The sequence below is a fragment of the Bradyrhizobium sp. Rc2d genome (assembly GCF_900099855.1).
Classification (GTDB): domain Bacteria; phylum Pseudomonadota; class Alphaproteobacteria; order Rhizobiales; family Xanthobacteraceae; genus Bradyrhizobium.
Genome location: NZ_FNCU01000029.1, coordinates 77,115 through 97,019 on the forward strand (window position 1 = coordinate 77,115; position 19,905 = coordinate 97,019).

At 61.3% G+C, this 19,905-nt stretch carries 24 protein-coding genes; 14 read left to right on the forward strand and 10 right to left on the reverse strand.

Features of this window, described 5'->3' with window-relative positions; translation table 11 throughout:
- Positions 1-36 precede the first annotated feature (36 nt).
- Positions 37-825: a cobalamin-binding protein gene (locus BLV07_RS29435; RefSeq protein WP_091892941.1), complete on the reverse strand. Its 789-nt coding sequence runs from the start codon at positions 823-825 to the stop codon at positions 37-39.
- A 118-nt stretch (positions 826-943) separates the two neighbouring features.
- On the opposite strand from BLV07_RS29435, the gene BLV07_RS29440 reads away from it, so the two are divergent.
- Together BLV07_RS29440 and BLV07_RS29445 are read left to right on the forward strand one after the other, a co-directional pair.
- Positions 944-1,345 (forward strand): PaaI family thioesterase, encoded by a 402-nt coding sequence (locus BLV07_RS29440; RefSeq protein WP_091892943.1) that lies wholly within the window; start codon positions 944-946, stop codon positions 1,343-1,345.
- A 149-nt stretch (positions 1,346-1,494) separates the two neighbouring features.
- Positions 1,495-2,100, forward strand: a complete 606-nt coding sequence (locus tag BLV07_RS29445) for a GNAT family N-acetyltransferase (protein ID WP_091892946.1) — start codon at positions 1,495-1,497, stop codon at positions 2,098-2,100.
- Positions 2,101-2,161: 61 nt separating this feature from the next.
- On the opposite strand, the gene BLV07_RS29450 is transcribed toward BLV07_RS29445, so the two are convergent.
- From BLV07_RS29450 to BLV07_RS29460, 3 genes are all read right to left on the reverse strand, one after another.
- Entirely contained in the window at positions 2,162-2,467 is a 306-nt protein-coding gene (locus tag BLV07_RS29450) for a hypothetical protein (protein WP_015686575.1), read from the reverse strand.
- Between the two features lie 95 nt (positions 2,468-2,562).
- Complete coding sequence (locus BLV07_RS29455) at positions 2,563-3,249, reverse strand: DUF2161 domain-containing phosphodiesterase (RefSeq protein ID WP_091892948.1); 687 nt, start codon at positions 3,247-3,249, stop codon at positions 2,563-2,565.
- A gap of 109 nt (positions 3,250-3,358) precedes the next feature.
- A complete protein-coding gene (locus tag BLV07_RS29460) occupies positions 3,359-4,039 on the reverse strand; it encodes an SDR family oxidoreductase (RefSeq protein ID WP_091893011.1) in 681 nt (226 codons plus the stop codon).
- 119 nt (positions 4,040-4,158) lie between these two features.
- On the opposite strand from BLV07_RS29460, the gene BLV07_RS29465 reads away from it, so the two are divergent.
- Entirely contained in the window at positions 4,159-4,878 is a 720-nt protein-coding gene (locus BLV07_RS29465; protein ID WP_091892950.1) for an SGNH/GDSL hydrolase family protein, read from the forward strand.
- Between the two features lie 16 nt (positions 4,879-4,894).
- Here BLV07_RS29465 and BLV07_RS29470 read toward each other — a convergent pair whose 3' ends face one another.
- Positions 4,895-5,638 (reverse strand): tyrosine-protein phosphatase, encoded by a 744-nt coding sequence (locus tag BLV07_RS29470; RefSeq protein WP_091892952.1) that lies wholly within the window; start codon positions 5,636-5,638, stop codon positions 4,895-4,897.
- 70 nt (positions 5,639-5,708) lie between these two features.
- On the opposite strand from BLV07_RS29470, the gene BLV07_RS29475 reads away from it, so the two are divergent.
- Positions 5,709-6,020: an MliC family protein gene (locus BLV07_RS29475; protein WP_091892954.1), complete on the forward strand. Its 312-nt coding sequence runs from the start codon at positions 5,709-5,711 to the stop codon at positions 6,018-6,020.
- A 118-nt stretch (positions 6,021-6,138) separates the two neighbouring features.
- Here BLV07_RS29475 and BLV07_RS29480 read toward each other — a convergent pair whose 3' ends face one another.
- Positions 6,139-6,342: a DUF2735 domain-containing protein gene (locus BLV07_RS29480; RefSeq protein WP_091892956.1), complete on the reverse strand. Its 204-nt coding sequence runs from the start codon at positions 6,340-6,342 to the stop codon at positions 6,139-6,141.
- Between the two features lie 539 nt (positions 6,343-6,881).
- On the opposite strand from BLV07_RS29480, the gene BLV07_RS29490 reads away from it, so the two are divergent.
- The 7 genes from BLV07_RS29490 to BLV07_RS29520 all read left to right on the forward strand — a co-directional run bounded on the left by BLV07_RS29490 (position 6,882) and on the right by BLV07_RS29520 (position 12,152).
- Positions 6,882-7,916, forward strand: a complete 1,035-nt coding sequence (locus tag BLV07_RS29490) for a glutamine synthetase beta-grasp domain-containing protein (protein WP_091892958.1) — start codon at positions 6,882-6,884, stop codon at positions 7,914-7,916.
- Positions 7,917-8,111: 195 nt separating this feature from the next.
- A complete protein-coding gene (locus BLV07_RS29495) occupies positions 8,112-8,813 on the forward strand; it encodes a GrlR family regulatory protein (protein ID WP_091892960.1) in 702 nt (233 codons plus the stop codon).
- An 18-nt stretch (positions 8,814-8,831) separates the two neighbouring features.
- Positions 8,832-9,515 (forward strand): substrate-binding domain-containing protein, encoded by a 684-nt coding sequence (locus BLV07_RS29500; protein WP_091892962.1) that lies wholly within the window; start codon positions 8,832-8,834, stop codon positions 9,513-9,515.
- A gap of 31 nt (positions 9,516-9,546) precedes the next feature.
- Positions 9,547-10,368, forward strand: a complete 822-nt coding sequence (locus BLV07_RS29505) for a tetratricopeptide repeat protein (protein WP_091892964.1) — start codon at positions 9,547-9,549, stop codon at positions 10,366-10,368.
- A 101-nt stretch (positions 10,369-10,469) separates the two neighbouring features.
- Positions 10,470-10,619: a hypothetical protein gene (locus BLV07_RS29510; protein ID WP_007609497.1), complete on the forward strand. Its 150-nt coding sequence runs from the start codon at positions 10,470-10,472 to the stop codon at positions 10,617-10,619.
- 257 nt (positions 10,620-10,876) lie between these two features.
- Positions 10,877-11,581: a hypothetical protein gene (locus tag BLV07_RS29515; protein WP_091892966.1), complete on the forward strand. Its 705-nt coding sequence runs from the start codon at positions 10,877-10,879 to the stop codon at positions 11,579-11,581.
- A gap of 250 nt (positions 11,582-11,831) precedes the next feature.
- Positions 11,832-12,152, forward strand: coding sequence for a hypothetical protein (locus tag BLV07_RS29520; RefSeq protein WP_091892968.1), 321 nt, complete (start codon positions 11,832-11,834; stop codon positions 12,150-12,152).
- Between the two features lie 133 nt (positions 12,153-12,285).
- Here BLV07_RS29520 and BLV07_RS29525 read toward each other — a convergent pair whose 3' ends face one another.
- From BLV07_RS29525 to BLV07_RS29535, 3 genes are all read right to left on the reverse strand, one after another.
- Positions 12,286-12,684, reverse strand: coding sequence for a hypothetical protein (locus BLV07_RS29525; RefSeq protein ID WP_244551241.1), 399 nt, complete (start codon positions 12,682-12,684; stop codon positions 12,286-12,288).
- Positions 12,685-12,802: 118 nt separating this feature from the next.
- Positions 12,803-12,994 (reverse strand): hypothetical protein, encoded by a 192-nt coding sequence (locus BLV07_RS29530; RefSeq protein WP_143035521.1) that lies wholly within the window; start codon positions 12,992-12,994, stop codon positions 12,803-12,805.
- A gap of 168 nt (positions 12,995-13,162) precedes the next feature.
- Positions 13,163-13,954 carry a helix-turn-helix transcriptional regulator gene (locus tag BLV07_RS29535; RefSeq protein ID WP_244551242.1) on the reverse strand — a complete coding sequence of 264 codons (792 nt, stop codon included), beginning with the start codon at positions 13,952-13,954 and terminating at the stop codon, positions 13,163-13,165.
- Positions 13,955-14,030: 76 nt separating this feature from the next.
- Here BLV07_RS29535 and BLV07_RS29540 point away from each other — a divergent pair, with 76 nt between their 5' ends.
- From BLV07_RS29540 to BLV07_RS29550, 3 genes are all read left to right on the forward strand, one after another.
- A complete protein-coding gene (locus tag BLV07_RS29540; RefSeq protein WP_091892974.1) occupies positions 14,031-14,567 on the forward strand; it encodes a peroxiredoxin-like family protein in 537 nt (178 codons plus the stop codon).
- 332 nt (positions 14,568-14,899) lie between these two features.
- Positions 14,900-16,639, forward strand: a complete 1,740-nt coding sequence (locus BLV07_RS29545) for a vanadium-dependent haloperoxidase (RefSeq protein ID WP_143035522.1) — start codon at positions 14,900-14,902, stop codon at positions 16,637-16,639.
- A 376-nt stretch (positions 16,640-17,015) separates the two neighbouring features.
- Positions 17,016-17,801, forward strand: coding sequence for a hypothetical protein (locus BLV07_RS29550; RefSeq protein WP_091892978.1), 786 nt, complete (start codon positions 17,016-17,018; stop codon positions 17,799-17,801).
- 116 nt (positions 17,802-17,917) lie between these two features.
- Here BLV07_RS29550 and BLV07_RS29555 read toward each other — a convergent pair whose 3' ends face one another.
- Positions 17,918-19,882: an adenylate/guanylate cyclase domain-containing protein gene (locus BLV07_RS29555; RefSeq protein WP_244551243.1), complete on the reverse strand. Its 1,965-nt coding sequence runs from the start codon at positions 19,880-19,882 to the stop codon at positions 17,918-17,920.
- Positions 19,883-19,905: the final 23 nt, after the last annotated feature.

The following is a 19,905-nucleotide window of genomic DNA, read 5'->3' on the forward strand; positions in this document are numbered from 1 at the left end:
GCGCGGACCCGTTGGCTCGCAATGACGGCGGAGGGATCAGGACCGTTCGCCCCACAGCGCCTGCACGATCGCATCGAGCCCATCCGTCAGCGCCGCGGGTCCTGGCTGCAATATGATCGGCGACTTGATCTCGACGATACGATCATCGCGCACCGCCGGAATCGCACTCCAGCCGTCGCGCGCGCGGATACGGGCAGGGACGACCTTCTTGCCGCACCACGACGCGAGGATCACATCCGGAGCTGCCTCGCGCACCATTTCCGCCGAGACGATGCGGTCCTTTGCGGCCTGCCGCGACCGCAGCTCCGGGAACGCATCCGCGCCACCGGCGATTTCGATCAGCTCGGAGACCCAGCCGATGCCCGAGATCAGCGGATCATCCCACTCCTCGAAATAGACTCTTGGCCTCGACGAGGGGCGGGGCGTTGCCGCGATCGCGGCGAGGCGCCGCTCGAAACCCTGCGCGAGGTCCTCCGCGCGCCCGGCGGCGCCCACCAGCGCACCCAGCGTGCGGATCATCGCCAAGATCCCGGCGACGTCGCGCTGGTTGAAGACATGGACGTCGACACCGGCGCGGACGAGATCCGCGACGATGCCGGCCTGCAGATCGGAAAAGGCCAGTACCAGCTCCGGTTCCAGCGCCAGGATCTTCGGGATGTCGGCCGAGACGAAGGCAGACACCCGTGGCTTCTCCCGTCGCACCTGGGGCGGGCGCACGGCGTAGCCGGAGACGCCGACGATGCGGTCCTGCTCGCCGAGCAGATAGAGCGTTTCGACCGTCTCCTCGGTCAGGCAGACGATGCGGTGGGGCGGGAAGTGGCGCATGCGAGGAGCCTATGCACAATGTTTGCGCCGATGTCAGCCCGCCCATTACCTCGGGCGTCATTGCTTTGCCGCGCGAAGCAATTCACGCTGAGACAACAACGAATTGGGAGCAGATCCGATGACGCCGCTCGAGAAACTTAAAGTAATGAAGATGCCGTTCGCCGAGCTCAAAGGCGTCGAGTTCGTCGAGGCCGAGAAGGATCGCGTGGTGGCGCGGATGACGGTCCGGCCCGACCTCTGCACGCTTCATCACACCATCCATGGCGGCGCGCTCATGGCGCTGGCCGATTCCGTCGGCGCGGCTGCGACGGTGATCAACCTGCCGGACGATGCCAAGGGCACGACGACGCTGGAGAGCAAGACCAACTTCATCGGTGGGGCGAAGGAAGGAACCACGGTCATCGCCACCGCCACCCCGGTCCACCGGGGCCGGCGGACCCAGGTCTGGACCACCCGGCTGGAGACCGAGGACGGCAAGCTGGTGGCCATCGTGACCCAGACGCAGCTCGTCCTCGTATGATTAGGGCCCTTGATTTTGTTAACGAAATAGTCGCGTCAGGTGCCACTTACTTGAGCAAGCCCCCGTCTTGAAAAGCTTGTTGCGATGCACAATATAGGCGGCCTAGGGATTCGAACGCCTCCTCGAGGGACACCAAGAGGAGTTTTGACGTGGTACTTGAAGAGACCGTCCGCACCGCTCCGGGCTACGTGCGGACCCTGATCCAGCAGGAAGAGTTGCCGCTTCTGCGCGATCACCTGCTGAGGCTTGATGCCGGAAGCCGGCACGACCGTTTCAACGGTTTTCTCGACGACAGCTTCATCGAGCGTTACGCCGCCCGCTGCGCCGAAGACGGCACCGTGATCGTCGCCTACATCGTCGATGGCGTGGTCCGCGGTGCGGCCGAGTTGCATCCGCCGGAGGATGATTCGCTGCCCGAGGTCGCCTTCAGTGTGGAGGCCTCCGCGCGCCGTCAGGGCGTCGGAACCGTGCTGTTCCGCCGTCTGATCGCGGAAGCGCGCTGGAAGGGCTATAAGCGCCTGCGCGTCACCACCGGCGCCGAGAACCACGCCATGCGGGCGCTCGCCAGAAAGTTCGGCGCACATCTGGCTTTTCGCCATGGCGAATCGACCGGGACGATCGATCTCGGCAAGACGCCCGAGGCGGAGCTTGCCGATCTCGCGGCCTCGCCGTTCACGGCCGGCCGGGCCCTGCTCAGCTTCAACTCGACCTGCTGGAAGATCATCTCCAGCATGTACGGCAATCGTGCCGCCTGAAACAAAAAAGCGGACCGGCAAGGCCGGTCCGCTTTCGTATTCTGGTTAGTGAAATGAGCGCTCAGGTGCCGGTGCGCTTGTCGTTGCCGAAGCGGCGGACGACGCGGCGCTCGACCACCACAGAGCGCTGCGCGCCCTGTTCGCCGGCGATCACGCGGGTTGCGGTGATGCGGCTGTTGGTGCGGGCCTGCTTCTTGACCTCGGCCTGCACGACATCGAGCGGCATGCCCATCAGCGCTGCTGCGATCTCGGCCTGCTGCTCTTGGTCGTCGGTGATGCCAACCGCGGCGAAGATCGCCTCGTCCAGAGTGGGCGGATCGTGACGCACGCGCCGCGTGCCATATTTGGTATTCCAGTCTGCGCTCATAACGGCCTCGTTTTGATGCCGGGATACCTAGTGCCGCGAATGTTGCATTGCAATATGGAATCGGTGTGGCATCTCAGCTATGCACCGGTCGGGTGTCAGGGCGGTGACGCGACACCTGCACCGACTTCAATCCCTTGCTGTGGCCAGCGTTTCAGCGCCGCGTGCCCGGCTTCGGTGAGCCCGTAAATTCCCCGCTCAGCACGCTCGAACCAGCCATACACATTGTTAAGCAAGATCTTACCGGCATCGGGACAGCGTTCGCGCAACTCGCTCACCCGCCGCGGGCCTTCGGCGAGCGCCGAGGCGCAGGCCAGCGCCTGCTGCCGATAGGCCGTCATGATCGGCGAACGGGTGCTGCCGCCGAGCACGGGATCGCCCTGGCGGCGCTGATGTTCGGCGACGAGCCGCGAGCGCAACTTCGGCTCGCGGCGCGGTGCCGCCGTCGGCGGCTTCACCAGCACCTCGACCTGGCCGCGATCGGTCACCCCAAGCATGCCGAAGCCGAGCCGGCGGCAGAGGTTGCGGTAGCGCGCATCGCTCTCACGCCCTTTGCCGCGGGCCGACATTCTGGCGGCGATCCAGATTTCGTCGCCGGCCGGCGCGCGGTCGATCGCCTGGAGGATCAGCTCGAGATTGAAGGCGAGCTTGAGCTCGCCGATCACCACGACAGGTGGATCGCCGGCGCTGAGGCCCACGAGATCGCAGCCGCCGATCTCGCCCTTCACGGTGAAGCCGAGCTCTTCGAGGAAGCGTTTGACGGGCAGATAGAGCGCGGTTTCCAAAGACAAGTTCCGAGTGTGATGTCCGATCGGAGAATCAGTTGCAGGCAGTTTAGAGCCTTCTCGGCTCCGATTGAATCGGGCTGTCTGGCAGAGATTCGGAGCGATACGCCTATACCCGCCCACCCACCGGGATCAGCGCACCGGTGACGCCGCTCGCGGCATCGCTGGCGAGAAACAGGATGACTTCGGCGAGCTCCTGCGGCGTCACCCATTTGGAGAAGTCCGCTTTCGGCATGTCGGCACGGTTGGCCTTGGTGTCGATGATCGACGGCAGCACGGCGTTGACAGTCACCTTGCCCTTCCATTCGTTGGCAAGCGCCTCGGTGAGGCGATGCACGCCCGCCTTCGACGCCGCATAGGGTCCCATGCCGGAGCCGGCCTGGAGCGCGCCCATGGCGCCGATGTTGATGATGCGGCCGGCCTTGGAGGCGGCGAGATACGGCAGCGCCGCCCGCGACGTGTTGAGTGCGGTCAGGACATTCAGCGCATGCATACGCTGCCACGTCGCGGTGTCGCCGTCGCCGACGGTCTCGAAGGCGAAGCCGCCGGCGATGTTGATCAGTGCATCGAGCTTGCCAAAGTGCTTTGCCGCGGCCTCGATCGCCGTCTTGGCCTGCGCCGCATCGGACAGGTCGACGCCGCCAATCTCGATTCTTTCAGGCGTTGCGGGAGCTTGCGATGGCGCGTAATCGATGCCGGCCACGCGCGCGCCGCGCGCCAGCGCCGTCTCGGCGACCACCTTGCCCAGCGCTCCAAGCGCGCCGGTCACGACAATGACTTTTCCCTGCACGGTGCTCTCCGTGGTTTCGCTTTGCCGGCGACTATTGCGTGCAGCGAATTGGACTTGCAATGGCGGCAGCTTCAAGGCTGAGCTATAGTTACAACTTTAGATCGGTGAGGAGGTTGTTCATGTCTGACAATTTGCCAACCATCGAATTTCCCGCTGCCATCGTCGACCTAAGATATCCGCTGATGCGGCTCCGGCAGGCTCTAGACGGGAAGGGTCCCGTTCGCATCGTGGCCATGGGGTCGTCATCAACGGCCGGACGAGCCGATGTCGTGCCGTATCCCTATCGGTTGGAGATGTATCTACGGCAATACTTCAAGGATGTTGTCCACCGGCCTGACATTCGGATTGACGTGCTGAACCGCGGCAAGGGCGGAGAAGAGGCAAACGAAGAACTCGGACGCTTTGAGGCCGATATCTTTCATGATGATCCGGCACTGGTCATCTGGCAGGTTGGAACGAACGCGGTCTTTCACAACGACCAGTACGACGTGGACGTTGTTGCCGGGAATATCAGGAAGGGCCTGGCGCAATTGCGCGCTCGCGGCTTCGAGGTTCTGGTGATTGATCCGCAATATGTGACGAAGATGCTCTGGGACGACCGTGCTGAGCTTTCGGACAAGATGGTCCGGCTGATCCGCGATGCTGCCAATGAGGCCGAGGTGAATCTGTTTCAGCGTTGGGCACTGATGCGGCATTGGCACGTGCAAAACAACGTTTCGTTCGAGCAATTGCTGGACACAGGTGATCCTGACAAGCTGCACCAAAGCGATTGGAGCACTCAACAGATCTCCTTGGCCCTCAAGAGCGCGATGATCAAGGCCATCGGGCTGACGGCTTGAGGCGTCCGCCGCTCGATCACGCTTGCAGATAACGCTCCTTCAGCGCAGTCCGTTCGGCCGCGCCGAGCTTGAGCCCGTCGCGCAAATAGGTTTCGATATCGCCATATTCCTTGCCGACGGCTTCGAACGCAGCAGCAAGGTAAGAGGCTTCGACGCTGCCGATGGCATTGCGTACGTCCTCCGGCAGGTCGGTGGCAGCCGTCGCATCGCGCTTGTAGTGCTGATTGGTGAGCAGGTAGTCCTCGGCAATGACGTCATCGGGGACGCCGAGTGCATGCAGGATCAGCGCGCTGGCAAAGCCGGTACGGTCCTTGCCTGCGGTGCAGTGGATCACGAGCGGCGCGCGGTCTTCCAGGAGAAGGCCGAACAGGTCGCGAAAGCTGTGCGTGTTGTGGCGAACATAGTTGCGATAGGATTCGCGCATGAGCTCTAGCGCGACCGGTGCGGTCAACGTGCCCCGAGCGAGCTCGGCGCGCAGCGCAGCCACGACGGTCGGCTCGATCGGCAGCGAGTGCACGGTGATTTCGTTCACGACACAGACGCCGGCCGCGCGCTCCTCCAGTCCACGGAAATCGAATGCGCTTCGCACCCCCAGCGCGCGGACGATCTCGATGTCGGCTGCAGTGAGTTGGCCGAGATGGTTGGAGCGGAAGATGTGCCGCCAGCGCGTGATGCGGCCGTCGGTGGTCGGATAGCCGCCGAGATCGCGAAAATTGCTGGCGCCTTGCAAGGCGAGGTGGCGGGCAGGGGAGTCGGACATGGGATCAGCTTGGGTTATGGTTCCACCGGATGCGCTGCGGCATCCTTAAAGTCCAATACAGGGGGCGATCATGGGCCGACACAAGGCCATTGTTTTGGCTATCACCATGCTGTCGGCCGGAATTCTCCACAGTCGGCCGGCCGATGCGCAGACATTCCAGACCTATCGCTGCGCCGATGGTACGCAGTTCATCATCGGGTTTTATGACGGCGACAAGCGCGCCTTCCTCCAGATCGACGGCGAGCCGGTCACGCTGGCCAAGCGGCTGACGGTCTCTGGCGCCCGCTATTCGAGAGCCGGGATCACGCTGACGATCGGCAGCACCGGAACCACCACGATCAGACGTCTGAAGCGGCCGGTGACCGCCTGCGCGGTGCTCTGAACGTCTCTGTATCTGTATCTGCAAGAATCAAAAAGGGCCGAAACACCGTGGTTTCGACCCTTTTTCATACTGCCGCTGCGTTCGCGAGCACGCGGCGGTATCAAACCAGCCACCGGCATCAGCGATCCCATTTCGGCTTGGCTTCGTCCACCGCGTCCTGGTGGTACCAGCTGTCGCTGCAGATCGAGACGTTCGTGGGAAGCGAAGCATGATCGGCGGGAAGGCTGGTCTCGCCATAGCGGCGTCCCCCAAGAGCTGCGCGGCCCCCGGTAGGGAATTGGTAGATCTTCGCAGATCCGTGACTCAGACCATTGTTCATCATTACGATTTCTCCTTGGTCGAAGCGCCTTGGCCTCCATGGTGCGCCCGACTCGTTCGATTGTGGTTACTGAAATCCCCATATCGGCCGCGCGCCCCGAATTGGAAAGTGCTGAAAAGGAAATCAGTTGCCGCCCAATTTGTAGGCAGGTCGCCTGCTGCATCTCCCGAGGCACCGTGTCGGTGACCAACGCCTGAGCTATTCCAAAGGTTGCTGGGCAGGGCTGTGGGGCTTTGCGAAAGTTGCTGGACGTTGATGCGCGTTTCATCGGCATCCTCCAGCACCGCGCCGCCTGCTTCAGAATCGGGCGGTTTCCGCGGAGTTTTTGCGATGCAGCTTCACGCGAAGGTGCGCGGCTATGACGCACGAAGCTGGGGGCGGTTTGTCAGCGCCGAGGAGCCGCCTGCCGCGGTGGAAAACCTCCCGCAGTGCGGCCTTTTGGCACGTTAAATGCTTGTAAAGGGCCGGCCGATGGTGGCCGGGTACAAACGTGCGGGGACCCCAGGGCCCCCAACCTTTCGCATCATCTACAGAGAGGCTCAATGACCAAGTATAAGCTCGAGTACATTTGGCTCGACGGATATACGCCGACTCCGAATTTGCGCGGCAAAACTCAGATCAAGGAATTCGCGTCGTTCCCGACGCTCGAGCAGCTTCCGCTCTGGGGCTTCGATGGCTCCTCCACCCAGCAGGCCGAAGGTCATAGCTCTGATTGCGTGCTGAAGCCGGTTGCCGTCTTCCCGGACGCCGCGCGCACCAATGGCGTGCTCGTGATGTGCGAAGTCATGATGCCCGATGGCAAGACCCCGCATCCGTCCAACAAGCGCGCCACCATCCTCGACGACGCCGGTGCCTGGTTCGGCTTCGAGCAGGAATACTTCTTCTACAAGGACGGCCGCCCGCTTGGCTTCCCGACAGCCGGCTATCCGGCCCCGCAGGGGCCGTACTACACCGGCGTCGGCTACTCGAACGTCGGCGACGTCGCCCGCAAGATCGTCGAAGAGCATCTCGACCTCTGCCTCGCTGCCGGCATCAACCATGAAGGCATCAACGCGGAAGTCGCCAAGGGCCAGTGGGAATTCCAGATCTTCGGCAAGGGCTCCAAGACCGCTGCCGACCAGATGTGGATGGCTCGCTACCTGATGCTGCGCCTCACCGAGAAGTACGGCATCGACATCGAGTTCCACTGCAAGCCGCTCGGCGACACCGACTGGAACGGCTCGGGCATGCACGCCAACTTCTCGACCGCCTATATGCGCGAAGTCGGCGGCAAGGAGTATTTCGAGGCGCTGATGGCGGCCTTCGAGAAGAACCTGATGGACCACATCGCCGTCTACGGCCCGGACAACGACAAGCGTCTGACCGGCAAGCACGAGACCGCGCCCTGGAACAAGTTCAGCTACGGCGTGGCCGACCGCGGCGCCTCGATCCGTGTTCCGCACTCCTTCGTCAACAACGGCTACAAGGGCTATCTGGAAGACCGTCGTCCGAACTCGCAAGGCGACCCCTACCAGATCGCTTCCCAGATCCTGAAGACGATCGCGTCCGTGCCGACCGACAAGAAGGCCGCGGCCTAAGATCCTCCCGGCCCGGGCCTGGGGGCTGACCCGGGTTGGTCTCAAATCCGCCGGAGCTGCAAGGCTCCGGCGGATTTTTGCATTCTGATGGCAGCTGTTCCTGTGACCCGCCGGCCTCTTCCCGCGCGAAGCTTGTCGATTGCGTTCGAATGCGGGAGAGTGCCCCGGATGCGTGCAGGGCCGGGGACACGGCGGGTGTTTGAAGGCTTCTACAAGGTGAGATTTCAGCTCGGCGACGCGGTCGGCCGGAGCGTGATGCATGCCGGCAATGGCAAGATGCTCGGCGGCAATTCGGCCTTCGCCCATATCGGCACCTACGACAAGACCGACAGCGGCGTCGACGTGGTGATCAAGACCGTCCGCCACAACCCCGATCCGAACTACCGCGCCATGGCCGGCACCGACGATGCCACCTTGATCGCGAAGGGCTGGGCCGACGGCGATCTCTATCGCTTCAAGGGCGAGCTGAAAGAGCTCCCCGGCGTACCCTTCCAGTCGGTCATGACGCCGATCACCGAAGACGAGGTGCCGATCGTCGGCGGCGTTGGTGAGGCTGGGATCGCCGATGGCCTCTATTCGATTCATCTGCGCGTGCTCGACGGCCTCGATGGCGGGCTCACGGGCGTGATGTTGCTCAACCAGGGCCGCATCCTCGGGGGCGATGCGGCGTTCTATTATCTCGGCAGCTACACCGCCGCGAAGGGCCGCTGGAAAGGCCAGATCCTCAATCAGGAGCACACGCCGGCCAAAGACGATCCGATCTTCGGCGGCCACGAGGTCGGCATCGGTTTCTCCGGCCGCTATGACGCGGAAGAGGCGGTGCTGGAGGCAACGGCGCTCGCCGGCAAGCGCAGCCTGCGCCTGACTGCCGCGCTCAAGCTGATGCACCGCGCCTGATCGCGACAGGAATTGCATATGGACAACATTCGCATGCTCTCGACGCTCGGCCTGATGGGCGCGATGCGCAGCCTGTCGTCTGCGTATGAAGCTGCGACGGGCGTGCGCATCGACGCCGATTTCGCGCCGACCCAGGCGCTGCTAAAACGGCTCCGCGACGGCGAGGCCGCCGATCTTGTCATCCTCACCCGCGAGGGGCTCGACGCGGTGATCGGTGAGGGCCGCGTGGTCGCTGACAGCGCGGCTGACCTCGCGCGTTCCTATGTCGGCATTGCGGTGCGGGCAGGGCAGGCGCATCCCGACATCGCCGACGAAGCCGCGTTGCGCGCAACGCTGCTTGCGGCGCGGTCCGTCACTTATTCGCGGCTCGGCGCCAGCGGAATCTACTTTGCCCAGTTGATCCAGCGATTGGGCATCGCGGCCGAGATCAACGCCAAGGCCACCATCGTGCAGCAGGGCTTTACGGCGGAGCGGCTCGTCAACGGCGAGGCCGATCTCGCCGTACAGCAGATCAGCGAGCTGAAGCAGGTCGGCGGCATCGAGGTCGTCGGCCCGATCCCGCATGATTTGCAGACGCCGGCCGTGTTCTCCGCCGGCCGCATGGCGAATGCGACACATGCCGAGGCCGCCGACAGGCTGTTGCGCTATCTGGCCTCGCAGGAGGTCGTGCCCGTGCTGCGCCAATCGGGACTCGAGCCTTGAATTTGCCGGGGCGGGGACGCAACGTAGTGGCATGCGCGCTTATCTCCTCGCAGCTCTCTTGGCGCTTGCCGCGCCCCTGGCGGCGCAGGCGCAATCGGCCGATCTCGTCCTGTGCGACCGGGTGGCGGCCGATCCCAGTGATCCCGACAAGCCGGCCGACGTGAAGGGAGTGACGGAGATCGCGTCCTCCGACGTGGCGACCGCCATCAAGTTCTGCAAGCAGGCCGCATCCTCCGCGCGCCGCGCGATGTTCGCGCTCGGCCGCGCCTATGCGGCCAACCGGCAGACGAGTGAGGCGATCGCCGCCTGGCGCAAGGCCGCCGACAAGGGATCGAGCGCGGCGATGGTCGAGCTCGGGGTCGCCTACGGCACCGGCTCCGGCGTTGCGAAGGACGAAGCACAAGCGCGCAAGCTGTTCGAGAAGGCGGCGCAATCAGGCAATCCCCGCGGCGTCAGCAATCTCGCCGCGCTCGGCGGCGCAGGTGGCGCTGCGCCGGCCGATCCCGCGCAGGCGCGCGCGCTGCTCGGCAGGGCCGCCGAGACCAATGCGGAGGCGCAGTACCAGCTCGGCCTGATGCTTGCGAGCGGCAGTGGCGGGGAGAGGGACGACGCCGCGGCGCGCGCGCTGTTCGAGAAGGCGGCGGCTCAAAACCATCCCGGCGCGCTGGAGCGGATGGGCGCCTTCGCGGAAGGCGGCCGCGGCGGGCCGAAGGACAAGGATGCCGCCAAAGCCTATTACGAGCGCGCCGCAGCGCTCGGCGACGATGACGCCAAGAAGGCGCTGGAGCGCATTCGCTGTCCCTATGCCATCAAGGACAAGCAGGGCAAGCTCGTCACCACGCTGTGCTTCTGAACGCCATCGCGACTGCGCGGCGCTTCACGAACAGAGGCACGAATTGACGGAACCCGGCTCGCGCGTGCGCCGTTGTCATCCTGACAAAACGGAGCGCGATCATGATCCGCAAACTGGCATCGGGCGAATACCGCCTCTATTCACGCAAGGTGAATCCGAAGACCGGCAAGCGCCGCAATCTCGGCACCTTCAAGAGCCGTGCGGCGGCCGAGAAGCACGAGCGCGAGGTGCAGTACTTCAAGCGGCACTGATGGACGGCGAATGCCGTCCAGGAGCCCGGCAAAACAAAACATGCGAAAACAACCCCATGCACAGTAGCCAAGGGATTGAAATCGCACACATTGCGGATTAATCGAAATTCGGTTGACCCGTCGGGCAAAACAGGGGCATAATGGCATCATGACAGCGAACGTCCCGCGAGCGGCCCTGCGCGAAAAGCCGGGTGGCTTCAATGCGGCGACGATGCTAGGTAGCCACAGTTTTTTTCCGATTTTGCGGGTTCAAGACGTTGCTGGACGGACTGTACAAGGTTGAATACGGCGTCAACGATGCGTTCGGCCGCAGCATCATGTGCCTGCATGACGGCAAGATGCTGGGCGGCAATTCGGGCTTTGCGCATCTTGGCACCTATGTCGAGCGCGACGGCGAGATCATCGCCGAGGTCATCACCGAGCGGCATAACCAGGATCCCAACTACAAGCCGCTGATGGGCGCCGACGTCGCCTCGATCGGGGCGCGCGGCCGGCTGTACGGCAACCAGATCCGCCTTCAGGGCAGCGCGGACACGATGCCGGGCGCCAATTTCTGGGCCAATCTCACCCCGCTCGATGACGAGGCGCTGCCGCCGAGCGGAGCGGTCGGTCCGGGCGGGATCGCCAACGGGCTCTATGGGATGAGCCTGCGTGCGCTCGATGGCGTGGATGCCGGACTCTCCGGCGTGATGCTGCTGATCGACGGCCGCATTCTCGGCGGCGATGCGTTCTTCTACTATCTCGGCTCCTATTCCTCCGCGGACGGCCGCTGGAAGGGCGAGATGCTGAACCAGGAGCACACGCCGGCGAAAGGCGAAAATCCCGTCTTTGGCGGCTTCGAGGTCGGGATCGGCTTCTCCGGCACCTGCACGGCCGAGAGCGGCGAGCTCGAAGGCATCGCACTCGCCGGCAAGCGCAGCCTGCGCCTTGCGGCTTCGCTGAAGTTGATGCGAAGGGCGTAGGACGTTTACTCACAAAAGTCGGATTTCCGTTTGCTGGGGTGAAGCGGTCTTTGCGCATCGTCCCCGGCGATGTCAGCAAGTGACCCCATAGCGGACTCTAGAGTCGCGCTCGCTAATTGCGACCGTTCCAACGGCCCGTTCACGGATTTGAACCACTCACGACAAGCGAAATTGAAGCAAAACATTTACTTCGTGAGTATGATTGCTGTGCACTGATCCAGGTCAATGAGCGCAGTCGAAAGAAACGACGATGTGGTACATCATTTTTTGCAACGCATTTGCATTTGCATTTGCTGCTTTCGTGTTTCCGCTTCTGGCTCGCAATCATCCAGTCTTGGCGTGGGGTCTCGCGATCTGCACTAATATCCCAGTGCTCTTCTTTCTCGCTTATCTGGATTTTTGGAGCGCTGATTGGGCCAAAGCGTTTATTGTCGGTCTTCTCGTATTTTTCGGCTTTGGTGGCCTTGGCATTGGGGCGTTTGTTGGGCTCGCCATAGCTAGCTTCTTCGGGGACCGCATCGCGCGGCGATTTCGTTCGATCCTACAAAAGATCGAGGAGGCCCGTGGATAGCGGCAACTTGCCGCTTTTCCGCTTCTGGCCCGTTTGAGACATGCCGACGCAGGGTAACGATGTCTGTTTGTAGGGGTAGTGCGGAAATCGGCACCCGGGCAAACCGACGCGAATGACCCGGAGCGGGCATTCGTCATTCGCTGATATCGACAACTTCAAACGTCGGCTCCGCTCCAGAGAGCACATCCATGCAGCCCCATCCCGTGATGAATTCGTACTGTCGAACGGGATGATGAATCTCCTTCCATGCCTCCGACTGGGTGTCCGCGAAGGTCGAACCCTCCACGCGATATGCGAAGTGCCTTGGAACTAGTCCCTCGTTCTTTGTAGGCTGTTGTTCCGTGCTGAGCGGCATTTCGTCCAAGAGACGGACTATAGTCGCGCCATTGAAGTGAACGCGAAGCGCCTGCCCCTCAGCGTCCGGCAGAAGGAAGTCTGCCGAAAGGCTTTCCGCTTTCCACTTGATCGCGAGAAGGTCGCTCTTATCGCAGTCGAACCTCACGCCTGCGTCGAGCGGAAAATACCTAGGCACAGCTTGCTCCGGTGGCACCAAGCAGGAACGGGCCTTCTATCATTACTCAGCTTGAATGTCGCCTTCTGGCCCAAGGCGAGTTGGCGCCGCTGAACGCTTTCGTCTCCGAAGTTCGCTACTATTCGGCTTGTCGCGGCTCGAACGAGACGGCAACTCGCTTCGCCTTGATCCGTCCATGCACGCCATAACTCGAATCAAAGCTGAGTGTGATCCCATCATGGTCGATCTCCACGTCGAGGCCATCTATGATACCGGCTTCCATAAATTCAAACAGCTCAACTTCGATCAGATCAAAGATGGTTAGGGTCACAGCTACATGTTTCGTTAGTAGGAAGCACCCCTGAGCATCGACTTCCGACTCCATTCGGAATGTATGCGCGACCAGACGCCCCGGTGCACCTTGGCGAAGTTCAAGTTCACGCAGCTTCGCGGTTTCATATCAAACTCCTGACGCTTGATGATCCGTTGGCGGTAGCAGCTAGTTGGCAGCAGCTGGCTTACGCAAACAGATCGGTGAATGGCCGAATGCCAATGCGTATGCGCGCGAGAACGCCGCTGCGCTGCCAAAACCCACGCGCCTCGCGACCGACTTGACGCGCTCGCCGCGCTGGAGCTCACGCTGGCCAAGTGTCAGCCGCCACGCCTTAAGATAGGCAGCCGGTGTAGTGCCGGTCACTTTGGGAAACAGAGTCATGAAGCGGCTCCGCGAGAGTCCGCTGATACTCGCAAGCTCCTCGGTGTGCCACGGGCGAGAGGGTTGATCGTGCATAGCGACCAGAGCCTTATGGATCGCTGGATGGGATAGGCCGGCAAGAAGTCCTGGTCGCGTTGAGCCGATATCGATTGCTCTCCGAAGCACAAGCAAGATGATCACCTCGCACAAGCGGTCGAGAGCGACTTGCCTACCGCATCGCATGTCCGAGGCCTCGGTTACAAAGGCTGCAGTCAGAGCTTGTAGGGTAGGGGACTCGCCGAGGGGGATCACGATCCGCTCGGGCATTGCATTCATGAGCGGGTTCGTGATGCCCCCGAACTCGATGGTCGCCGCAGCCAGGATCTCGCCGCCGCGATCGGGCATCGCATCACGGTGGGGGCAGAAGACGACGCTCCTTGCGCAGCCACCCTCTCCAACAACAACAAGGTTTGCGACCGCGTCTCGGGCATCTTTCGCAGCGACCGTCACCGACATTTGGAAGGCATCGAAGAAGGCGGAAAGCCTGTCGCGCCTGGTCGTCACAGGACTCTCAATCATGTTTTTTGGATCATTCATGCTCTGCAGTGTGGCATGAGCTGGATCTGGGAGCAACCGGTCCTGTGCTGCCCCTTGGTCCGTGAAAGGAATCCAAATGCTTATACCTCGCCAGAAAGCGCCGCCCCTTGTCGTAAACACGCTCGACCATGGTCCCTTCGACCTGGCAACCGAGAGCCCAGAGCGCATGTCACTCGTCTGCTTCTATCGCGGCTTGCATTGCCCGATCTGTGCCAACTACCTGAAGGAATTAGAACGCCTGACGCCGGAATTTGCCATCCGCGGCGTCACCACCGTCGCCATTAGTTCAGATGGGGAGGAGCGAACTCGCCAGATGGCGGACAAGATCCAAGCCAAGAATTTGCGGGTCGGATATGGTCTAGGACTGAGCGATGCTCGCAATTGGGGTCTGTATATATCGACATCTCGGGGAAAGACCTCGATCGGAATCGAAGAACCTTCTTTGTTCTCTGAACCCGGCGTGTTTCTGATCAGACCGGATCAAACGATCTACTATCTCTCGGTCCAATCCATGCCGTTCGTCAGGCCCAACTTCTCTGAAATGGTCCAGGCGTTGGATTTCGTCATCAAGAACGACTATCCAGCCAGAGGAGAATATAACGGCGCGATTTAAGACATTGAGCCCGTCTCGATCACGCAGCCTCAAACGTTAGCGCTACCGCTTTCCGAAAGATTCCAGGCTCGCTGCCGGTGATCGCTGAGAACTGAGGCGGCGCGCGACAATCTAAGGCCGCAGAACAATCTGCGGCCATTTTGCCTAGCCGTTACTCTTCTCTGAGTGCTCAGCACAACTTGGTGAGTCCGGCTGCCGTATTCGATCCAATTGAAAAAAGCGCTCGTGTGAGGCACCCCACAAAGGTTGTGTAGTATTCACGATACGACTCCGCAAGGGCACCGATGCCCGGTCTCGTCAATTGTGGCGGGATGGCTATAGGAGAAATTCAAATGGCAATTTCTTATCCAAAGCCACATCCACCATCACCTGCTCCAGCCAATACTGCTGTACATAAGCTGGTCCACACTCCACCCAATGATCTTGTCCAGGCAGCGGAGTTGCACTTTCACAAGTCGCTAAAGCACGACGACGACGGGCGAGTGATCCCGAGCTCATTCAAATCATTTTTAGCAGCTCTGAATGAGCATCGCCCGGCGGATTTTCAGAACATCGAGTCAGCCGGCCTCCGTCCGCTCGTAAATCCACAAGCAGGTCTGGCCGCCGATCGACTCACCTCGGCTGGTTGGCATTTCCGCATTCCGAAACCACCGGAGCAGGACGGGAAGCATGAGACTGTAGCCGCGGAGATGATCGAGCTTTACTGGATGGCATTGCTCCGTGACGTCAATTTTCTGGATTATCCGAGCAACGCCCTGGCACAAGCCGCAGCCAGCGAACTGAGCGCTCTCAAGCTATATGCCCATCCCGACTCGAGTAATCATCCCAACTACACTGCCCGGCCCGTCACGCCGGCAACGCTTTTTCGAGGCGGCGAATGGACGCCAGCGGGACAAACGAACCAGGAGCACCTTGGCCCGCTCGTTTCACAATTTCTCTGGCTTGACGTGCCGTACGGGTCTTTGCGGATCAAGCAAACTGAAGGGCGGGTTGTAAACACCGACTATCAGTCTGGAGGCGTCCCTCACATGATCGCATGGGCCGATTGGCTCGACGTGCAGAGAGGAAAAGCCTTTCCGTCATCGATCGAACTCCCGGCCACCCCGCGGTACATTCAGAACGCGGGCGACATCGCGCGATACGTCCATCTTGACGCACTGTATGAAGCCTACCTGAACGCTGCCCTGATCTTGCTCGGTAGCCCTGGCGTTAAGCTGGATGCGGGAAATCCCTACAACCGGGATGCGCCGGTCTTCCCGCATGAGGAGGGCTTCGGCACCTTTGGCTCGCCGTTCATACTTTCGCTGGTCTGCGAGGTGGCGACATGTGCGTTGAAGGCGGTGTGGTACCAGAAATTTATCGGAAACCTGCGCTTGCGCCCGGAGGCCTATGGCGGCTTGGTCCATCGTGCGCTGCACCCCACGGGTTTGAAGGCCGCCGAGGCGCAATTGGCGCTCTCAAGCGGGCTTGCGGTGTTGCAGGCGTCCAACGCCTCGGGCGGTGCGGTTGCAAGAATCAGGCAAGCGAACGCCGCTCGCGGCGCCAACAGCGACAGCTACTTGCTGCCGATGTGTTTCGCCGACGGCTCACCCGCGCACGGCTCCTACGGTGCGGGCCATGCCACTGTCGCCGGCGCATGCGTCACCGCGCTGAAGGCCTATTTTGCAGGAACACAGAAGCTCAAGGATGTTGGGATTACGCCGGTTATCCCGACGTCCCAAGGAACAGACCTGACAACTGTCGGAGTGCCAGATGCTGACCAGCTAACGATTGCAGGCGAACTCGACAAGGTCGCGTCCAACATTGCAATCGGACGCAACATGGCGGGCGTTCACTGGCGTACCGACTACAGCGCGTCCATGCTTCTAGGGCAGCGGATCGCGACGAGCGTCCTGTATCACCTTCGGCGGGACTACCATGAGCGTCCCTGGAGGTTCAGCTACCTGAGCTTCGGCAAAAAGGTCGTTGAGATAGAGCAGGACAGGGTCACCTACGACGGAGCCCTTGTCCTCGATGGTGACGACGACCTTGATCCTGCTCTCGAGGCGGCAAAGCTTTCGGCAATAGTTTAGTCGCGAGAGTCCGGCCTAATTGAATGTTGCTCTCGATCGCTGCGGCAGTAGCATCTGCCGCAGCGGGCTGGCTCTATCCATTGCTCCCTAAGTTGCTCGCCTCGATGAGCGTGGCCTTGATTCAGAATTGAACCATGGGAACGACGGTGCTATCGTTCAACCACATCATTCCTCGTTGGTATGATGGTGCGGGCGCGATCAGGCTTACGGACTGCCGCCTGCCATTTGTAATTGGAATACTTCAGCTGGTGCCCCGCCTCCGGACCTCATTTCAAAGTCGGCCGGGCAATGTTTCTTGACGCGTTACCCTCCGACATTCCCCTTGACTCGGAGGCGGGCATTTTGAGTCAAGCGTACCAACAAGTCGATTTTCGACATGTCCATTATGGAACGTCTTGCCGATTGCGGCGCGGTCAATCAGCGTTCTGCAGGGCGCAACCGCCGTCACCTGATCGCTTCGATAGTGTGCGCCGCTTGCATCATTTCGTTGGCAGAGGATGCGTGGGCTCAATGTGCAGCTCGCGATGTCCTGCAAAACGAGATGAAGGCGCACAGGCCGCGTCCATCCTATGCGCTCCAACAGTTCAAGTCGGCGCGCGATGTTCCGACGTGGAAGACAATTAGGGTCGGCACCTTTGCCAACTCTGTTGCGCTGCGTAACGTGCTGGACGCCATGCGGTGCGGTGTCGGCGGCACGGCTGCCGAAATCCTCGCTCGACCGACCTTCACCGTTGCTTCTAAGGCGGCCGAAGTGAAGCTTGTCGTTGTGCGAGTAGCCGAGCTTGGGTTCAAGACGGATACCGTGACTTTGGCTGCTATTTACGCGCGCGCCATGCAGATCGGCTTTAAGCTCGCCGACGCGGAGGTCGGTCCGCAATTGCGGATTCAGTATCTGGACCAGCCTATGGGCGAATTTCTCACCATCGGAATGAAGCCAATCAAGACGTGGGGCGGCGAACCGACTATTCTGAACGTCGCGAATGGCGGAGCTGGATTGATCCTGATCGGCCAAGACGGAAGAGACGAAGCAGAAAGTGCCGCCACGTCCCGTTTTGTTTTCGCGCGGTCCGACGAACCTGCACCCAACAACGAACTTGAGAAGGCAGCCGCACTTCCGCCCCCGTGGACGGAACGGCATTCTGGGCTTCAGGGTAATTGGTAGTCCGGTTGTGGACCCGGATCAGACTTCCGGGCCACTTCCAATATGCCTGAGCGAGATCCGGCGAGCTCTTATCCGGCACGCCGCGAGCGTAGGGATCGGCTCGGTCCTTTGCTCGTTCACCGTTCAGGAAGTCCCGCCTTACGCAGACCCTCAGCGATGCGCTGAAATTCGGCAAGGAAAACGACGTTATCGGACCACTCAGACCCATCCTGCAACCAAAGGGCAACGGTATAGTTGGGCATGAGCCGACGAAGCTCGCCGACGGCGGCAAGAGCTTCGGGCTCATGTCCCGTCCATGCGTTGGCGGCGGCGAGATCTGCGTAGGCAATCCAAAAGGGATTCACTGTGATGGAGCGGCTGCACCAGTCTATCGCTTCATCATATTGAGCGAGATGGCTGTGCGCATGACAGGCGTAGAAGTACCACGTGCTTAGGAGCGGATCGCGGGGGCTGAGCTGGATGGCCATTTGGAGTGGGGCAAATGCCTCCGCAGATCGGCCAACACGTATCTTGGCAGCGCCCAGCGCGCCATGAGCCGGGGCGAGACTAGGATTTATCCCGATTGCCGCCATATACTCGCTGACAGCAGCGTCGAGATTTCTGCCCTTGGCCCGTTGGATCTCGCCCTTTACAAAATGTGCCATTGCGTCGCTGGGAAATTGGGACAGAACCTGATCCACCGTTTTCTCAGCGCGCCGCAACTTATCGGCGGGTGCATCGGTCCAACGATAATTGACTTGTATTGCCAAAGTGTCTGCCAACCCCACGAGGGCCTTGGGGTAGCCGGGGTCGATCTGCAGTGCGCGCTCGAAGAGGGCACCCGACTCGGCTACCTGTTCGCGCGAATAGGGACGATTGAGCACGGCCAGGCCCTGCATTGTAAGATCGACCGCGTCGGGATTGTTGGGCCGCGCAACCTCCGCGTCGCGGCTTTCGTGGTTAGTCAGCTCGAGATCAAGCCGCCGCGCCAATCCACCCGTGATGACATCCTGAAGCTGCAACGATTTGGACCACTCACCGTCGACGCTCTCCGACCAGATCTGTGCGCCGGTTCGCGTATCGATCAGCCGGGCGTTGATCCGGACAATCGACTCCGTTCGGCGCAAGCTACCATCGAGGATATAACGGACGCCGAGTTCGCGGCGAACGCGCTTTGGGTCAACGTTCTTATAGGCACGGGCTGTACTCGGCGCGATCACGAAGCTGTCCTCGATCCGCGAGAGATCGGAGCTTAGATCGTCAGCAACACCTTCCGCAAAGTACTCCTGCTCGGGTTCGTTGCTCAAATTCGTGAATGGGAGCACGACAATCGATAGACGATGCTTCACCAATTGTGGCTCATTCCATCGCATGTACCAGTAACCAAGACCGCCGCCAGCCATGAACAGGAGAAGCGCCATTGTAAGACCCATCCGAGCTCGCCGGCTATGCGCAGGCCACTGGACAAACGGAAAGCCCGAAACGACCGGCAGCGTATCGGAGGGCCGCGAAGCATAGGCTCGGACTGGAAGAGCGATATTTTTGAGGTTCTGCTCGCCCAGATCGGCGAACTCGACCCCAACCTTGCCACGGACTTGATCGTAGGCGGCGGAGGATATGCAGATGCCGCCGGCCTTCGCGATGCCTTCAAGCCGCGCCGCGACATTCACGCCATCGCCAAAGATGTCGTTCGGCTCGACAATCACATCGCCGATATTAATTCCCACGCGGAAGACTATGCGCTTGGCTTCTGGATCATCGATTGTCAGTTCCTTGACGCGGGTCTGAAATTGTACCGCAGCTCGAACCGCTTCGACCGCGCTCGGAAATTCCGCCAAGAAGCCATCGCCGGTGTTCTTGACGATGCGGCCATCATGTTCGGCAACTGCCGGGGCGACTGCGTCCGTCAAAAGCGCAGTCAGTTTGGCATGCGTTGCCTCTTCGTCGTTGTGCATGAGCCGCGAATAGCCGGCCACGTCGGCGGCCAATATCGCCGACAGCCTGCGCGCGACCCGGGCTGGCCGCTCCTGCACCATGGCCGGCTCTCCAACCCGCTCATTTTTACGACGGATGCGTGACAGTGCCAACCGTGCGATGTCCACCCTGAGCGGTCCCATCGTTAAAA

Excerpts from the sequence above, each read along its gene's own strand:
- BLV07_RS29435 (WP_091892941.1), bottom strand. The coding sequence starts at position 825 with ATGCGCCACTTCCCGCCCCACCGCATCGTCTGCCTGACCGAGGAGACG.
- BLV07_RS29440 (WP_091892943.1), top strand. The coding sequence starts at position 944 with ATGACGCCGCTCGAGAAACTTAAAGTAATGAAGATGCCGTTCGCCGAG.
- BLV07_RS29450 (WP_015686575.1), bottom strand. The coding sequence starts at position 2,467 with ATGAGCGCAGACTGGAATACCAAATATGGCACGCGGCGCGTGCGTCAC.
- BLV07_RS29465 (WP_091892950.1), top strand. The coding sequence starts at position 4,159 with ATGTCTGACAATTTGCCAACCATCGAATTTCCCGCTGCCATCGTCGAC.
- BLV07_RS29470 (WP_091892952.1), bottom strand. The coding sequence starts at position 5,638 with ATGTCCGACTCCCCTGCCCGCCACCTCGCCTTGCAAGGCGCCAGCAAT.
- BLV07_RS29475 (WP_091892954.1), top strand. The coding sequence starts at position 5,709 with ATGGGCCGACACAAGGCCATTGTTTTGGCTATCACCATGCTGTCGGCC.
- BLV07_RS29480 (WP_091892956.1), bottom strand. The coding sequence starts at position 6,342 with ATGATGAACAATGGTCTGAGTCACGGATCTGCGAAGATCTACCAATTC.
- BLV07_RS29490 (WP_091892958.1), top strand. The coding sequence starts at position 6,882 with ATGACCAAGTATAAGCTCGAGTACATTTGGCTCGACGGATATACGCCG.
- BLV07_RS29500 (WP_091892962.1), top strand. The coding sequence starts at position 8,832 with ATGGACAACATTCGCATGCTCTCGACGCTCGGCCTGATGGGCGCGATG.
- BLV07_RS29505 (WP_091892964.1), top strand. The coding sequence starts at position 9,547 with ATGCGCGCTTATCTCCTCGCAGCTCTCTTGGCGCTTGCCGCGCCCCTG.
- BLV07_RS29510 (WP_007609497.1), top strand. The coding sequence starts at position 10,470 with ATGATCCGCAAACTGGCATCGGGCGAATACCGCCTCTATTCACGCAAG.
- BLV07_RS29520 (WP_091892968.1), top strand. The coding sequence starts at position 11,832 with ATGTGGTACATCATTTTTTGCAACGCATTTGCATTTGCATTTGCTGCT.
- BLV07_RS29535 (WP_244551242.1), bottom strand. The coding sequence starts at position 13,954 with ATGAATGATCCAAAAAACATGATTGAGAGTCCTGTGACGACCAGGCGC.
- BLV07_RS29540 (WP_091892974.1), top strand. The coding sequence starts at position 14,031 with ATGCTTATACCTCGCCAGAAAGCGCCGCCCCTTGTCGTAAACACGCTC.
- BLV07_RS29545 (WP_143035522.1), top strand. The coding sequence starts at position 14,900 with ATGGCAATTTCTTATCCAAAGCCACATCCACCATCACCTGCTCCAGCC.
- BLV07_RS29550 (WP_091892978.1), top strand. The coding sequence starts at position 17,016 with ATGTCCATTATGGAACGTCTTGCCGATTGCGGCGCGGTCAATCAGCGT.